Below are 15866 nucleotides of genomic sequence, written 5' to 3'. Positions count from 1 at the left end.
CATTTGCAAAGCCACATGGCGGCCGTTAGAGCAAATAGTCCTCGGCCCTCAGGCCAAAGGCTGCGGCGTCCATGCACGAGGCAATGGCCACGCCGTCACCTTCGGGCTGGGCAAGGTCCACGGGGCGGGGGAGGATGGGGCGCCCATCCGGGCCAAGGGCAAGGGTCACCCGCGGGCGCAGCGGCTCCTGCGGGTTGGACCCGCTGACCACGGCGTAGCGCCCGTCCTCCAACTGCACGAGGGACCCTACGGGATAAATGCCGATGAACTTAATAAACCGTTCGGCATTGCCGGGGTGGAAGTCCTGCCCGCGCATACTGTAAATAATGCGCAGAGCCTTGTGCGGCGGCATGCCGGGCTTGTAGGCGCGGGCGCTGGTCAGGGCGTCGTACACATCGGCAAGGGAAATATACCGGGCAAAGAGGTGAATATCGTCCCCCATCAACCCTGCCGGATACCCGCCGCCATTGTATTTTTCATGATGCTCCAGCACCCCGCGCAGCACGCGCCGCGGCACGGCGTCCAGCCGCCCCAGAACGGTGATGCTGCGCTGTGGATGCTTGCGGATCAGGTCAAACTCCGCATCCGTCAGCTTGCCGGGTTTGTTGAGCACCATGGGCGGAATAAGCGCTTTGCCAAGGTCGTGCATCAGCCCCGCAAGGCCAAGGTCCATAAGGACCTCATGCGGCAGGCCCATTTCGTCGCCAAAGGCTGTGGCTAAAACGGACACATTGATGCAGTGGGTGTAGGTGTATTCATCCGAGGACCGCAGCTTGGTCATGCTGACGAGTGCGTCGCGGTTGCGGGTGACGGAATCAATGACCTCCTCCACGAACACGCCGGAGCGCTCGTAGTCCACCTTGCCCCCGGTGCTCACCTCCGTCATGAACTCCCGCGCAAAGGTCACGGAATCCGCGTAAAAGGTGCGGACGTGCTCCATCTCCTGCGCAATGGGGACGCGTTCCTCGCGCCGCGCACGCCCTGTTGACGCGGCCTCGGCAAAGCCGTCGTCGCCGCCCTCGCGCAGGGCCGCAGCGCCGCGCTCGGTATCCACAAACGCTTCGGTGTACTCCGTCGCAATGCGCTCAACCTGCTCCGCAGAGGCTATTTCCCCCTCCTCGGCGTAGAGAAACGGGTAATCCATCCACGACAGCCCGGTGTCCACAACGTACATGCCGGGCCGCAACTCCTCTGCCGCAACCTTTTTGATCATGCCTGCCCCCGCTCAGGTGCCGCGGCAGACTCCTGCGAACGCGCGGCGTACGCCGCGCGCGTCAGCCGCCGCTGGGACAGGGGGGTGATGGGCGGCAGCGTCTCCAGCAACGGATGCTCCGTTCGCACAGTAGCCATCCGCCACACGGGCGCGCCCTGCCGGATGCATTGCAGATTGTGCACAACAAGGCGCTGCTCATCGCGCGATTGCGGCGTCAGGGCCGCAAAGCCCTGCAAGGCGGCGTCCACGCGGCCCGCCTTGGCGTGGGCCACGGCGGTGTTGAGCATGGTGGCAAAGGCGCTGGCCCCGGCCGCCCGCGCTGCCGCGTACAGCTCCACAGCGTGGTCCGGGTCCGAAAACCCGCCCCCGGCGAAAAGCAACAGGTCCGCCAAATCCGCAAGGGCCACATGACGCGCCTGCGGCGACTGCGCAAGAAAGGGATAGATATCGTCAAGGGGGATGCGCCGACGGAGCGCGGGCAAAAAGGCGTAGCCCTCGCCCACGGCGGCGGCAGTGTTGCCGGACAGCGTCTGCGCCGACTCGTAGCACACGGCCAAAGGCTGCGGCAGATGCACCGCGCCGCGCCGCCACGCCGCTTTGAGGAAAAAGGCATAATCCCCGGCGATGCCGAGGTCCTCGGGGAAGGGGCCTGCCACCTCATGCACGTCTGCCCGCCACATGGTCACAGGGCCAAAGGGGCAGTCCATCAAGGCCTGCCGCAGACTGTATGACGGCAGGGCCAGCACGGTTTCGGGCAGCGCGCCGGAAAAGTCCGCGCCGGGTTCGCGCGTCAGATAGGCATCGGCATAGCACAGCGCCGCCCCGGTTTCGCCGAGCTTTTGCGCCATACGCTCAAAGGCCTGCGGGTGGTGGCGGTCGTCGGTGTTGGCATTGACGATGTAGCGCCCCCGGGCGCGCTCTACGCCCCTGTTCCACGCGGCGTAGAGCGTTTCACGCTGGGTCTCTATGACGGTGATGCCGCAGTCACGGGCGGCATACTCCCGCGCAAGCTGGGCCTCGCCCTGCTGGGAGCCGCTGTCGATGACGATGACCTCCAGCCGTCCCTGCGCAAAGAGGGTCTGCCCCAGCACATGCTCCATGCACCCGGCAAAGAACTGCCGCGCATTATAGGTCGAGATGAGGGCCGTCACCACTGGCCGCTGGCTGGAGCATGTCATATCGCGTTTCTCCTCGGCCACACCGCCGCGCGGCGCACCCGGCACACGGAACAGTCAGTTCAGCAAGCTGCGCCCCCTGCCACCACGCCCGCCCCAGCGGGACCACAGGCGCGGCACTAGGCCGTGACCGGACGCAGCACCATCCGAAGCTGCACACTCACAATGTCATACACCAAATGGTATCCCAAATACTTAAAGAAGCGTCCAGACCCATACAGTACGCCCCACGCCGTCCGGTCAAAATCGCAATGCGCTTCCACGGCGTAGGCGCCGTCAGGCAAATTAGCAAAGGTGGCGCGCAGGGCAAGCGGGTGGCGCTGACCGCGCACCTCCAGATGCCCGCGCACATCATGCGTGGCTGTCCCGGGCATAGCCCCGTGCAGTGGCACCGCGGCGTCAAGGCTGTAGCGCACCTCGGAGTAGGCCTCGGCAAAAAAGAAATCATCAGACAACAAATGCGCCACCAACAGGCGGCGCAGGGAATCGTCCTCTAGGTCCGTATTGCGCAGGGTGGACAGCGGAACGACAAACTCGCCATGCATGCCGCCGTCGCGCACGTCCAGCCGCCCGCGCGAGACTTGGAGCGTTCCCGTATGCCGCTTTCCGGCGTTGCGCCCCACCCATTCGATACGGCTTTCCTCCGCGTCCACGGCAAACACGCCCTCCACAAGGCGCAGGCCGTCCTCCGGCGGCAGCAGACCTGTGCCCTCGACTGGGAACCCACGCTTCAACCACCCGGCAATGCCGCCCGCCAGCACCCGGACATCACTGTAGCCCATGCGGCCCAGCTTTTCGGCGGCCACGTCCGCGCCAAGGGTGTGCTCATCCTCGCCATAGAGCACGATGCGCTGGTCAAAACCTGTTGTCGCCACCTGCACATGCTCCGGAAACTCCACCTCGTACACACATGCGGAGCGCGCCCCGGCTATACGCCGCGCGTCAAAGACGTCCGGCAGCAACACGTCAAGGCACACCACGTCCTCGCCGTTTTCCAGCCACCGTTGCAGGTCCTCCGGCGCTACGCGCTCCGCCGTCGTCACCATGGCCATACCGCCTCCTTTGTCTCTCGTACCTGCCAACACCCCAAAGCCCGCTCCATAATGTCACAAAAGCACCGTCAGAACCAGTTTTCCGTAAATCCTAAACGGCTACCCGACATCTCCGTGACACGATACGCAATTCCATGTACGCTTGATTCCACTCCCCAGACCATAGGGAGCACTACGTTCACACCGCATCAAGGAGTCCGATATGTGCAAAGGTTGTGGCTGCGGCCCCCAGCAGACAAGCAAGTATCAGCAGTTCCTCAAGGATCATGAACACACGCACGAGCATACCCATGAGCACACGCATGAGCACTCTCATGACGGTGAGGCCCATTGCCATGCCCACACGCACGAACATTCCCATGAACATGGCCATGAGCATACCCATGAGCACGACCATGCGCATGAACACGGCCACCATCATCACCATCACCACGACTAAACGGCGCTGATGTGCCATCGCGCAGGGCGCGGCCTTGGCCGCGCCCTGCCGCGCCGCCGTCACCCACGCTCCGGCCCCTGTGGCTGCGCCGCCTCTGCGGCCTGCGCAGCGCGCCGCTCCTCTTCTGCCGCCTCCATAATGGCGGGAATCATCACCACCATCCCCACCGCAAACCAAAACGGCTCCATAATGCGGCCAATGATGAACGTGTTGGCGCTGATTCCATGGGCCAGCAGGCCCACAAAGCCAATCATCACGCCCATGGTCCACCCCTTGTGGACGCTATAGCGACAGCGGTGGTACACGCCGCGCAGCACCCGCCACACCCGCGTCATGAGGAAAATAAACACCACAAGACCCACCAGCCCCGTCTCCACAAGTATCCGGAAATACTGCCCGTCCAAAAAGCGGTACCCCGTCACACCATAGCCGAGCAGCGGCTTTTTCAGCCAATCGCGCGCCACATAGCGCCAACTGCGCAGCCGCGCGGATGAAGAGGTATCAAGCTTCACGCCCATCACCTCCTCCACGTCCGTGCGCTGCGCGCCCTGCGTAAACGTATGCTCAATGCGCCGCTTGGCGATTTCCGGCGCGCCAAGGAGCAGCACCGCTATAAAAGCCGCCACCGCCAACGCACTTGCGGCCTTGCGCGGTGTTAGTGCCAAAAACACCAGCATGCTCACCGCCAGCCCCAAGTACGACCCACGCGACCCGGTGTAGAGCAGCGGCACCAAGGCAAACAGCGCGCACCCCGTCAGTCCCACGCGCACCTGCGTCCGGCGCAGATGCCACACCAGCCCCATAAAGATGGCAATCATGAACACAAGGTACCCGCCAAAGGTGTTCGGCTCGCCCTTGGCCCCCTCGAAGGGGGCGGTAATGCGCCCGCCGCCCGGAATCTGCGCCACCCCCACCATGGACGCGATAACGCACGTGACAATAAACGCCACCACAAAGCCCTTGAACTGCTTGGGCGTGCGCAGATGGTTCACCACCATGAAGTAGACGAACATATATTCAAAGTATTTGAGCACGTAGAAAAACGACGTTTTCAGGTCCACGCGGCCCATCATGGCCCCAAGACCGGACGCCGCCACGCAGACCATGGTGTAGGCCGCAATGGGGCCATTGAGCGGCGTATGCCGAAACAGCCCCAGCTGCTTATTGATGGCCATCTTTGCCAGCCACGAAAACCCCATCACCACCAGCACAAAGTCGTTCACACGCAGCGTCACCCCGCGCCCGAGGGACGCGCCGGACGTGGACCCGACAACGAATTCCGGGCCAAGCAGCATGGAAAAAATGATGATGTACAGGGCGGTCTGCGTGCTGAACAAGCAGATGAGGAACATGATGATGGCGCTGATGAAGGCCAGCGCCTTGGTGGGCGAGAGGTGCGGCAACAGCCAGCCAAAGGCCACGCACATGGGCAGCACAATCACCAGCGGCAGCGCCAACTGCAAAGGGCTTGGCCCCGGTCCCTTGGTCCCCCGCTGTGCCATCGTTGCCGCCTAGTAGTACTTAAAGGCTCTAAAATCCTGATAATCTGGCGTTTCGCCCTCGCGCATACCGTTTAAGACCACGCCGATAAGGTTGGACTTCACGCGCGAGAGTTCCACCGTGGACCGCTTGAGCAGTTCCTTGGAAATGGAGCCCACGCGGTAGACAAGGAGCACGCCGTCAACCAGCGGCCCCAGCACGGACAGGTCCGCCGTGGACAGAATGGGCGCGGTGTCAAAGATGATAATGTCGTAGTTGTCGCGCACTTCCTCCACAAACTCCCCAAGCAGCTTGGATTCAATAAGCTCCGAGGGGTTGGAGTACATGGTGCCCGCGGTCATCAGGTGCAGGTTGTCCAGCCCGGGCGTCGCCATGACGTCATCTATGCTCATCTCGCCAATCATGACGTCCGTCACGGTTTTGATGGCGTCGCGCCATGCGTAGTTGCCCAGCAGAATGTCCGTCAGGCCGGGGTTGTTGTCCACGCCAAAGGCCTCGGAGACCATGGGTTTTCTGAGATCAGCCCCCACCATGAGCACCCGCTTGCCCGCCTGCGCCATGCTCACGGCAAGGTTGGCGGTGACCACGGTCTTGCCCTCCTGCGGCGTGGCGCTGGTGATGGCGAGGGTCTTCAGCCCCCGCTCCTTGCAAAACAGCTGCACATTGATGCGAAGCGAACGGAAGCTCTCCGCAATCATGGACTTGGGCACAAAGTGCGACACAAGGTGAATCCGCGCCCGCACCCCGGAGCGCTTGCCGTCGCTGGCCTCGCGCATAAGCTCGCGCACCTCGCGGCTGCTTTCGTCGGGGATGACGCCAAGCACCTTGGCCCCAAGGGTTTCCTCCACGTCATCAATGGCCCCGATGGACGTATCAAACGCCTCCATGACCAGCGCGCCAATCATCCCCACCACCAGCCCGATGAACACGCCAACGGACGTAATGGGCGCAATGCGCGGCGGATTCACAGGCGAACTGGGCAGGAACGCGGGCTTGACGATAGTCACCTCCTCAGGCCGCTCGGCCTGCCGCAGTGCTGCCTCGCGGTTTTTCTCCTCCAGCATGGCGACCTTGGCGCTGTAGGAATCCACCTGCCGCCGCAGGCGGTTGTAGGCCAGCTTCTTTTCCATCAATTCGTTAATCTTGGCCTCAACGGTGCGTTGCTCGTCCTGCAGGTTCTCGCGCTGGCGCGCCAGCTTTTCGCGCTGGGAACGCACGATGACCGTCATCTTGCGCGCGGCCTCCACAATGTGCCGGTTGACGCCGATGACCTGCGGGTGGTTGTAGGTGAACTCCTCAAGCAAGGATTCGCGCGTGACCAGCAGCTCCACCAGCTTGCCCCGCGCGGTTTCGTACTGGCTGTCCGCGTAGGTGGAATACAGGTCGCTGCCAAAGCCCGAGGGATTTTCCGCAAAGCGCTCCAGCCGCACAAGCAGGGCCGCCAGTTCATCATCCGCCGCAATGTTGTTGCGCAGTGCCTCTTCAATCTCCTTGCTGCGCGTCAGCAGGTTCTCGCCCTGCAAATCCACGGAAACAAGCTGGTTGGCGCGGGTGAAGGCGTTGAACTCCTCCTCGGCGTCGCGCAGGGCTACGCGCGTGCGGGAGAGCTCCTCCTCCAGATAGCTGATGGCGGCCTTGGCGCGGCGCTGCTGCTCCTCGCGGTACATCTCGCGGTAGGTCAGGGCCACGGTATCGGCCATACGCTGGGCAAACACGGGGTCGGAGTGGGTGACGGCGATGTCGATGATATTGGTTTGGGCGTCGCGGGTGATGGACACGCGCGAGCGCAGGCCGTCCACGGTTTTCGCCGCGGTGGGATGCTGGCGCAGCTCCTCATCCGACAGCCCGGAAGGGATGCGCCCCAGCCGCTCGGCCACCAGCTGCATAACCTTGTAGCTGCGCATGAGGGAAATTTGCGATTGCAGGTCCGTCTCGGGCGACCAGGTAATGGTCTGCTGATACACGCCTCGCACCGGGCTTTCGCGGTTAAACTGCACACTGCATATGGACTGATACAGCGGCGGCGGCCCCATAAACACGGCAAAGGCCGCGCTGGACAGGCCAAGCAGCACCGTCGCGGCAAGGACTATCCACTTGCGCTTCTTGAATATCCGCCAATACTCGCGGATGTTGACGTCGTACTGCTCCACTCGGCCTCCGGCCCTAGTCTGCTGCGGATTTGCTGTCGAACTTCAAATACTCGCCGTAGAAGTAATTGTCCTGCACACGTCTGGGGTAGAATATCCAGTCGAGGAACGTATCGTGCGTGGTAATCCACTCGGTGATGTCGCCGATGATTTGGCGCGGCACATAGACGAGGTCTCCTTCCTTGAGGGGCACGTTCTGGGTCAGGTCGCCGCGCTCCAACATGCGCTCCACATCCGCCATAAGGATGAGCGCCTTGCCCTCGTGCCCGTCGGGCCGGATGATGAGTGTATTTTCCTCCTTAGCCACGGGGGTGAACATGCCCGCCGCGGAAAGAGCCGCCAGCAGGTTGTCCGCGCTGTCGAGGTCATAGATGCCTTGGCGCGCCACCTGCCCCATCACGTACACCCGCCGCGCCACGTTCGGCAGCTCCGGGATGTCCACAACGTCGCCGTGATTTAGCACCACATTCAGCCAGCCCTTACCGCCCTCCACGATGTCGAACATATTGATTTCATAGGCTTTGCCCTCGCGGATAAGGCGTACGCGGCGCAGGTCGGCGTCCTCGGTATAGCCCGAGGCCTGCGAAATGATTTCAAGGAGCGTTGTCCGCCCGGTCAAGGTCTGCCGTCCGCTGGGCAGGCGCGCGCCCTCGCCCGTGGTGCGCAGGGAGGCAATCTCGCCCATCAGGGACACATACTTGCTCCGAAATTCCGCCACACGCACATCAATGCGTGGGCGCTTCAAAAAATCGCGCAGGCGTTGGGTGAGCAGGTCGTCAATTTCACTGGCCGTCAGCCCGTCCACCTCAAGGTCATCCACAAAGGAATAGGAAATGCGCCCCCGATTATTGATCTGCACCGTGGTGGTCGTTACGGCGCTGCCCGAGCGCGAGGCGATTTCCAAAACATCCTTCGGCCCCACGCGGTACTCCGGCGCGCCGTCCACGGTCTTGAACACCGCATTGGCGGAAACGTCGCTCATGGCGGCAAGTTCCTCGCGCTCCTCCTCGCCGCGCTGGTGCATGGCAAGGCGTTGGCGCTGGACCTCTGGCGCGTCATTCACGGGTGTGCCCTTGATGGCCGATGTTCCGGTGCAGGCCGTCAGGGCCGCGCACCACAGCGCGCACAGCACGCACAGCGCGGGAAGAGTCCTCATCCGGGGCATCGCTTCCTTCTCCTGTCCGGGCCGCCGCATCATCCGGCGTCCCCTTCTTCCGTTTGCTCCGCGGCCATCTCCTCCATGACGCCGCTTTCAAGGGCGTCCACAATATGCAGCAGCGGAAAATGCTCCAGATGCACCAGCCGCGGCGCATCCTTTTTTTTGCCGCGCCCGTCGTAGAGCAGTTCCAGCGTGGGGCGCATGGGCTTGTCCTTATAGGTCGCCAGCACGCGGGCCACGGAGTCGTTATTCAGGCGGACGTACGTATTCACCGGAAACAGCGAGACCTGATCTAAAAATTCCTTAAGCACCCGGTGGGGGAAACACAGCCGCTCCGAGTCCACCACCTCCTTAATGGCCGTGGTCTGCAAAAACCGGTTGCCGGACCGGCGGGGCCGCCGCATGGACACCACATGCTCCACAAGACCGATAATGAGCGCCATTTCGTGGATTTCCTTCCCCTTGAGGCCGTGGGGGTAGCCGGAGCCATCCACCCGCTCATGCACCTGCAGCACAATCTCCGCCAGCGGCCGGTACTCTTCGCCAAGGCGCTCCAGCACCTGCCCGCCAAGGTGCGGATGCGTGCGCTTTTTGGCTCTGTCCTGCGGAGAAAGGTCCGACGGATGCACGCCCTCCAGCCGCCGGGGAATGCGGTACAGGCCAATATTGGCGCACATTCCGCCAAGGCCCAGCCACAGCAGGCGCTTGTCCTCATAGCCAAGGCCCATGCCCACCTTCATGGCGGCAAGGGCCACAAAGACCATCGCCGCGTCCGCGCCGAGGTGCTCCTCATCCAGCGAGGCATACTCGAAGACATCGCGCACCGCTTGGGCGCTCACCACGTCGCGCAGACGCCGCAAGGCGTCGCGCACAGGGGGTGGGTTCCCGGCGCGAACGGCAGAGCGCACCCGGCCCGTCACCTCCAGCAGCGCGGCGTGCAGGCGCGTCACCTGCTCCGTGCGCTCCTCCGGCGATGAGCCACCAGTGTCCTGCGCGCCGTCAGCCGGACTCCGGCCCTCGCGCTGGTTGCGGGCAAGCTCCCACTTGCGCTTTTCCAGCTCAAACACACTAAAGCTGCTGGCCATTGTTCTCCTCACGCCGCCGCGTTACGGGTGGTCCTGCCCATGTGCGCTTCCCCGCGCCGGGGGGCGGAACCTGCGCCACATTGAGGCTGTTTTGGCAGTGCGGGCACAGTGCGCCGCACTCTTGCGCCGCGCCCACTGGCGGCGCTGGACCTTGCCCGCTCATACCATATCCGCGCCCGTTTTGCGCGGGGGAATGCGTCACATTTTGGCGGAATGCCACTTCCGGCGCGGCGTCTCGTCCCGGTCGCCCTTTTGCAGGTGCAGGTCGCTGATGATGCCGGAGACGATGTCCTCGTCAATCTGCTTGCACTGCAGGGAATACCCTTGATCAAGGGACAGCTTGCACAGCCTATTCACGAGGCGCGGAATCCCCTGCGACTCGCGGTAGACAAGGCGCACCGCGTCGTCCGAAAACAGTGGCTCAACCTCATCGCGCCCAGCCATCTCCAGCCGGTGCTGAATGTAGTGCCCCACCTCGTCATCGCCCAAAAAGTTCAGATGAAAGCGCAGGCTCACGCGCTGGTCCAGCTGGGGCATGCGGCGCAGGGTGTCGCGAAACTCCGGCTGACCCACCAGAATCATGGTCAGCAGGTTGTCGCCGCCAACGGAAAGGTTGGTCAGGTTCTTGAGTTCATCCAGCGTGCCGGGGTGCATCTGCTGCACCTCGTCCAAAAAGACGGCCAAATGCCGCCCCTTCAGGTGCACATTCTCCATGACGGTCTTCTTAAAGCGGAACAGGAGCTCATACTTGGTCAGCCCCGTCAGGTCCGGGGGACGGCCCTCCAGCTGGTTCAAAAACTCCGCAAGCAGGTGGACAAAAGGCAGGTTGGAGCTTTCCAGACTCACCACCCGAAAGGCCGTGGTCCGCAGCATGCGTTCCAGCACGCTGCGGGTGATGGTCTTGCCGCTGCCAATCTCGCCCGTCAGCACGCCGATGCCCATGTTTCTATCGCGCACCAAATAGCGCAGCCGCGCCAAGGCCTCGCCATGCCCCTGACTGACGTAGAAAAACCTCACATTGGTATTCCCCTCAAAGGGGCGCTCCCGCAGGCCGAAATAGGCAAGTGCAGACATCTTCGCTTCCTTGTCTTATACGCCGCAGCGCATGCATGCCGCCTCGGTTTGTCGTGCAAGGAGCAGACCACGCCCCGAACGGGGCGCGCGCATTTCGCCACCCAAAACACCCAACACCCATGCATCACACACACCTTGGCGGCGCATTTTGCGCGTACGGCCCACACAGCCACCGCAATACGGCGGCATATTCTGCCCCCGTCCATCATTCAGAGCGACCATCGCCGCCCCCTTTTCCTTCATCACCATTCCGCTGCGCCCCGCCCATGCGCCTTTTGCGGCCCTTGAACATCAGCGACACGATGATGGTAAAGAGCAGCACCGCCTGAAACAGCCCCAGCAAGGCATCAAGGGGCACGCCATCCATGATGATGAGCGCGCTCACCCCCAAACACACGGACAGCGTAAAAATGGCGAACGCCGCCTCCTTGCGCGCAAAGCCCATACCCAGGAGGCGGTGGTGCAAATGGTCCTGACTGGCCGTCGCCAACGGCTCGAATATTTTGGCGACCTTGCGGTTTTTAATGCGCGAGAGGGTCACATAGAGCATGTCGAAGATAAGAACGCCAAAAATGAGCACCGGCGCGGTCAGGGACACAAAGTGGCTGGTGGACGACCACTCGCCAAACACGGCCACCCCCGCAAGGGTAAAGCCCAAAAACGTACTGCCCGCGTCGCCAAGAAACAGCCGCGCGGAGCGCCCGGGGATGAAATTAAACGGCATAAACCCGGCACACGCGCCGGTAATGGCCACAGCCATCCACCCCAGCGCCGCCTGCCCGCTCTTGAAGGCAATGGCCCCGAAAAAGACCGAGATGATAATGGATTGCCCTGCGGCAAGGCCGTCGATGCCGTCAAAAAAGTTCATGGCATTGGTCAGCCCCACCAGCCACAGCACCGTCAGCGGCACATTCACCCACGCCCCAAAGATGCTGGGCGGCAGAATCTTGAGCTGAATATGCCCGATAAACACCACATACAGCGCCGCCACCAACTGCACGCCAAGGCGGAACACCGGCGACAGCGAATGCACATCGTCCCACAGCCCCACCACAAAAATAAGCGTCCCCGCCGCCACAAGGGTGCCCATGCCAGGCAAAAACACCCCGTTGAGCGTCAGGGACAAAATAAAGGCGCAGTACACGGCCACCCCGCCCAGCAGCGGCGTTGCCCTGTCGTGCACCTTGCGCCAGCCGGGGCGGTCCACAATGTTCAGCCGCATAGCCAGCCAGCGGCACAGCGGCGTAAAGGCGTAGGCGGCAACAAATCCGTACAGCAAAATATACTGCCAGCGCATGCCCGCACGAAAGTAGAACGCCTGCACCGTGGGAAAGGTGAGGACGACAAGCATGCTCCAGATTATAATCCGCCACAGCATCGTTAGCATCGGACACTGCTCCACGCCTTACTTGACCATATGCCGCGCGCCGCAGGGGACGCACGCTCTTGCAGACTAGCATATTTCAACCGGAAAAACAGGGGGCTGCACTCCTTTGGCGCGGCCTGTGCGCCCCCCAAAACGGAAAAACCTCCCGCCATACGCGGCTATCCATCCCTCTCCCCCTTTATCGGCCAGCACCCGGAGAAATGTTTAGCCTTTGCAGTGATTGCGCATACACCTGTTCAATCTGCTGGGCCATGGCATCGGCGCCATGGCGGGCCTGCACGCTCAGGCGTCCGGCCCGGCCAAGGACGGCGCGGCGCTCGCCATCGCGCAGGACAAAGTGCAGAGCCCGGGCCAGTTCCCCGGCGTCTGCGGGCGGCACAAGCAGGCCCGTGACGCGGTGGTCCACAATGTCCGGAATCCCCCCAACGTCCGACGCCACCACAGGCACGCCCATTGCCATGGATTCCAAGAGCACACGCCCCATCCCCTCAAAAAATGACGGCAACACCGTGACGTCGCACGCGCCAATGCCAGCGCGAACGTCCTGCATAAATCCCGCAAACACCACGCAGTGGCGCAGCCCCAGCACGCGCGCCAAGTGCTCCAACCGCTCGCGGGTTTCGCCCTCGCCCACCAGCAGCAGCCGCGCGCCGGGCAGGCGCGTGCGCAGGGCCGCAAAGGCCTCCAAGAGCACCTCATGCCCCTTGCCCGGCCACAGCTTGGAAATCATGCCGACGACAAGGGCGTCCGGCGGCACACCACACTCGCGCCGCAGGCGGCGCTTTCGCCGTGGGCTTACCGGGCGGAAGCGCTCCAGTTCGATGCCGCTGTAGATAATGTGGTGCGATGCGCCCGGCCGAAGCACCCCTTCGCGCCGCGCCCATGCTTCAAGAGGGCGGGAGATGAAAATCATCTCATGGCACCACCGCGCGGCGCGGCGCTCCAGCAGGCGGAACAGCCAGCGCCGCCACGCCGGCTCCCGGTCATGGAAGGCAAACCCGTGCACGGTGTGGACAATGACAGGAACCCGCGCCAAATGCGCGGCAAGGCGGCCGATGAACCCGGCCTTGGAATTGTGGGTATGCACGACGTGATAGTCCCCCGCCCGCAGGATGCGGTAGACCTCATACAGGGCGCGCAGGTCGCGCAGCGGGGCCACGGGCTGCACAAAATGCGGCACCTCGCGGACACGCATTCCAGCGCCGCGCACCACATCAAGCAGCCGCCCGCCCGGGGCGCAGGCAAGCTCCACGTCGTAGCGCTCCCGGGGCAGGCCCCGCATGGACAGAAAGGTGTTGATGCCGGAGCCGCTGACCACGGGCAAGGTATGCACATGCAGAACGCGGATCTTCCCCACCCGCTCAGCCTTCATCCGCCACCCGCCGCACAAGGGACTCAAAGGCATCCGCCACAAGCGACCAGGAAAAATGCTCCGCCGCGTGGTCACGCAGTTGCTCAGGCGACAGCGCAAGCTGCGCCGGGGGCGACAGCATCTCCTCCATCTTGCGGCGCAGGGCCGCCGCATCGCTGCCATCCACCACATAGTCGCCATCCAGCGTGCCGAGGACGTCCGGGATGCCGCCCTGCGGCGTGCCTATGACCGGGGTTCCACAGGCCCAGGCCTCGGGGATGACAAGGCCAAACCCCTCCAGCACCCGCGTTGGCAGGACGAACCAATCCGCCGCGCCATACAGGTCCGGCAGGTGCTCTTCATCCACGTGCCCCCACAGCCGTATGCACTCGTCCACCTCGGCCTCGCGCACCTGCATGCGCAGGCGCTCCTCCAGCAGGCCCCGCCCGCCGATAACGCCGTAGCCCGTGGACCGCAGCGCTTCGCTCCCGGCAAAGGCCTCAATAAAATTCTCCAGCCCCATACGCGGGGCCAAGTTGCGCACGGTGAGGAAGATAGTCTTGTCCTGCGGCAGGCCCAGCCGCTCTCGCGCGGCGCGCCTGCCCCCTTCGGGCAACCGAAAACGCGCAAGGTCCACGCCGCCGGGAATGCGAACCACCTTCTCCGGCGGCGGCTGGTGGTACTCCGTCACCTTGCCCGCCATATAGCGCGACAGCACAACCACAGCGCCGGAGCGGCGGATAATGCGGCGCTCCATGCGGTGCATCATCCACGCGGCCATGGAGGTCAACGCGCTCACACGCCCAACGCCGTTGAGCCGGCGGATGAGAAATTCCTCGTGCCACGGGGAATGGAAATAATAGACCGAAGGCACCCCGCGCAGCCGCCCGGAGATATACGGGCCAAACGCGGGCAGGCACTGATGGATAACCGCCACATCAAAACGCGGACCGCCAATGGCGTCGAAGCACTGCACACTGCCGCGCAGTTCACGGCGCAGCGCAGGCACAACGCCCGCCTCCACGCCGGGGAAGGGAAAACGGTGGACGGTAACGCCGTCCGCCACGTCCTCGCGCTGAGGAAAGGCGCGGTGCGTATTGCGGGTGACAACGTGCACCTCGTGCCCGCGCCGCGCCAACTCCAGGGACGACTGCGTCGCCATACGCCCCGCCCCGCCCGTGGTATCGGGGAACCACACATCGGCAAAGACGGCTATCCTCACAGCGCCACCTCCCGCATCTCCGGCGGTCCGCCAGCGGCGAAGAGCGCCATATCGTGGTCCACCATTTCACGGACCAGCGTTTCAAAGTCCACCTTCGGCTCCCAGCCCAGCTCGCGACGCGCCCGCGAGGCATTGCCGCACAGCACATGCACCTCCGCCGGACGGTAAAAGGTCTTATCCACCACAAGGTGCTCACGGTAATCCAGTCCCACATGCCGGAAGGCCAGGTCCAGAAAATCGCGGACACTGTGGGTTGCCCCTGTGGCGATGACATAGTCGCGCGGGGCGTCCTGCTGCAGCATAGCCCACATGGCGCTCACAGAGTCGCGCGCGTGCCCCCAGTCGCGCCGGGCCTCGATGTTTCCAAGGCGGATGGTACTCTCCAGCCCCAGCCGGATGCGCGCGGCGGCCATGGAAATCTTGCGGGTAACGAATTCCGCCCCGCGCCGGGGGGACTCGTGGTTGAACAGTATGCCGGAGACCGCAAACATACCGTACGCCTCGCGGTAATTGCGCGTCAGCTCCATGCCCGCCATCTTGGAGATGCCATAGGGCGAGCGCGGCTTGTACGGGGTGGATTCATCCTGCGGAGACAACGGCGCATTGCCGAAAACCTCGCTGGACCCGGCAAAGTAAAAACGGCAGTCCGGGGCCTGCCGCTTGAGGGACGACAGCATATAATGCGTGCCGTTCAGGTTGGTCTGAATGGTGGAGAACTCATCCTCGAAGGAATAGGACACAAAGCTTTGCGCGGCGAGGTGGTAACATTCATCGGGCTGCACGTCCGCGATGATGTTGAAGAGGCTGGCGTAGCTCTCCATGGACGCGCTATGCAGCACAAGCCTATCCTGAATGTGCAAAATGCGCCGAAGTCTGCTTTGGGGGTATTCAAGGGCCACACGGCGCACAACGCCATGCACCTCGTAGCCCTTTTCAAGCAAAAGCTCCGCAAGATAACTGCCGTCCTGCCCAGTGATGCCCGTAATGAACGCTTTCTTCACGACGATACACCTCCCATTGTCACGAACATACGGGAGGTTACCGTCCATGTCGAGGCATGGC

13 protein-coding genes are annotated in these 15866 nt (G+C 63.2%); all 13 read right to left on the bottom strand.

The genetic code is table 11. The annotated features are described in order from the left end of the window. Positions 1 to 25: 25 nt before the first annotated feature. Positions 26 to 1213 (bottom strand): HD-GYP domain-containing protein, encoded by a 1188-nt coding sequence (locus ACYQ2T_RS11550; protein WP_459900714.1) that lies wholly within the window; start codon positions 1211 to 1213, stop codon positions 26 to 28. Further along, on the bottom strand, positions 1210 to 2391 hold the full coding sequence (locus tag ACYQ2T_RS11545) for a glycosyltransferase family 2 protein (protein WP_459900712.1): 1182 nt from the start codon (positions 2389 to 2391) through the stop codon (positions 1210 to 1212). The genes ACYQ2T_RS11550 and ACYQ2T_RS11545 overlap by 4 nt, the downstream gene beginning before the upstream one ends. A 116-nt stretch (positions 2392 to 2507) precedes the next feature. Beyond that, a complete protein-coding gene (locus tag ACYQ2T_RS11540) occupies positions 2508 to 3440 on the bottom strand; it encodes a YceI family protein (protein ID WP_459900710.1) in 933 nt (310 codons plus the stop codon). 178 nt (positions 3441 to 3618) lie between these two features. Next, complete coding sequence (locus ACYQ2T_RS11535) at positions 3619 to 3942, bottom strand: hypothetical protein (protein ID WP_459900708.1); 324 nt, start codon at positions 3940 to 3942, stop codon at positions 3619 to 3621. After that, entirely contained in the window at positions 3939 to 5381 is a 1443-nt protein-coding gene (locus ACYQ2T_RS11530; protein ID WP_459900706.1) for an O-antigen ligase family protein, read from the bottom strand. Before ACYQ2T_RS11530 ends, ACYQ2T_RS11535 begins: the two co-directional genes overlap by 4 nt. 9 nt (positions 5382 to 5390) lie before the next feature. Further along, on the bottom strand, positions 5391 to 7529 hold the full coding sequence (locus ACYQ2T_RS11525; protein WP_459900704.1) for a GumC family protein: 2139 nt from the start codon (positions 7527 to 7529) through the stop codon (positions 5391 to 5393). 13 nt (positions 7530 to 7542) lie between these two features. Beyond that, positions 7543 to 8682 (bottom strand): polysaccharide biosynthesis/export family protein, encoded by a 1140-nt coding sequence (locus ACYQ2T_RS11520; protein ID WP_459900702.1) that lies wholly within the window; start codon positions 8680 to 8682, stop codon positions 7543 to 7545. Between the two features lie 38 nt (positions 8683 to 8720). Continuing rightward, a complete protein-coding gene (locus ACYQ2T_RS11515; protein ID WP_459900701.1) occupies positions 8721 to 9770 on the bottom strand; it encodes an HD-GYP domain-containing protein in 1050 nt (349 codons plus the stop codon). A 198-nt stretch (positions 9771 to 9968) separates the two neighbouring features. Then, positions 9969 to 10844, bottom strand: a complete 876-nt coding sequence (locus ACYQ2T_RS11510) for an ExeA family protein (protein ID WP_459900700.1) — start codon at positions 10842 to 10844, stop codon at positions 9969 to 9971. Between the two features lie 205 nt (positions 10845 to 11049). After that, the gene (locus ACYQ2T_RS11505; protein ID WP_459900698.1) at positions 11050 to 12231 is read right to left on the bottom strand and encodes an MraY family glycosyltransferase; all 1182 of its coding nucleotides are present in this window, start codon (positions 12229 to 12231) and stop codon (positions 11050 to 11052) included. A 178-nt stretch (positions 12232 to 12409) separates the two neighbouring features. Continuing rightward, a complete protein-coding gene (locus tag ACYQ2T_RS11500; RefSeq protein ID WP_459900697.1) occupies positions 12410 to 13603 on the bottom strand; it encodes a glycosyltransferase family 4 protein in 1194 nt (397 codons plus the stop codon). Continuing rightward, entirely contained in the window at positions 13593 to 14804 is a 1212-nt protein-coding gene (locus ACYQ2T_RS11495; RefSeq protein ID WP_459900695.1) for a glycosyltransferase family 4 protein, read from the bottom strand. The genes ACYQ2T_RS11500 and ACYQ2T_RS11495 overlap by 11 nt, the downstream gene beginning before the upstream one ends. After that, positions 14801 to 15805 carry a GDP-mannose 4,6-dehydratase gene (locus ACYQ2T_RS11490; RefSeq protein ID WP_459900694.1) on the bottom strand — a complete coding sequence of 335 codons (1005 nt, stop codon included), beginning with the start codon at positions 15803 to 15805 and terminating at the stop codon, positions 14801 to 14803. Before ACYQ2T_RS11490 ends, ACYQ2T_RS11495 begins: the two co-directional genes overlap by 4 nt. Between the last annotated feature and the right edge of the window lie 61 nt (positions 15806 to 15866).

It is taken from the genome of Desulfobaculum senezii, assembly GCF_054657395.1.
Note: the sequence above shows the minus strand (reverse complement) of the source record. Positions and strands in the feature narration are given on the sequence as shown.

Bases quoted from the DNA above. Each gene is read 5' to 3' on its own strand.
- ACYQ2T_RS11550 (WP_459900714.1), bottom strand. From the start codon at position 1,213: ATGATCAAAAAGGTTGCGGCAGAGGAGTTGCGGCCCGGCATGTACGTT.
- ACYQ2T_RS11545 (WP_459900712.1), bottom strand. From the start codon at position 2,391: ATGACATGCTCCAGCCAGCGGCCAGTGGTGACGGCCCTCATCTCGACC.
- ACYQ2T_RS11540 (WP_459900710.1), bottom strand. From the start codon at position 3,440: ATGGCCATGGTGACGACGGCGGAGCGCGTAGCGCCGGAGGACCTGCAA.
- ACYQ2T_RS11530 (WP_459900706.1), bottom strand. From the start codon at position 5,381: ATGGCACAGCGGGGGACCAAGGGACCGGGGCCAAGCCCTTTGCAGTTG.
- ACYQ2T_RS11520 (WP_459900702.1), bottom strand. From the start codon at position 8,682: ATGAGGACTCTTCCCGCGCTGTGCGTGCTGTGCGCGCTGTGGTGCGCG.
- ACYQ2T_RS11515 (WP_459900701.1), bottom strand. From the start codon at position 9,770: ATGGCCAGCAGCTTTAGTGTGTTTGAGCTGGAAAAGCGCAAGTGGGAG.
- ACYQ2T_RS11510 (WP_459900700.1), bottom strand. From the start codon at position 10,844: ATGTCTGCACTTGCCTATTTCGGCCTGCGGGAGCGCCCCTTTGAGGGG.
- ACYQ2T_RS11505 (WP_459900698.1), bottom strand. From the start codon at position 12,231: ATGCTAACGATGCTGTGGCGGATTATAATCTGGAGCATGCTTGTCGTC.
- ACYQ2T_RS11500 (WP_459900697.1), bottom strand. From the start codon at position 13,603: ATGAAGGCTGAGCGGGTGGGGAAGATCCGCGTTCTGCATGTGCATACC.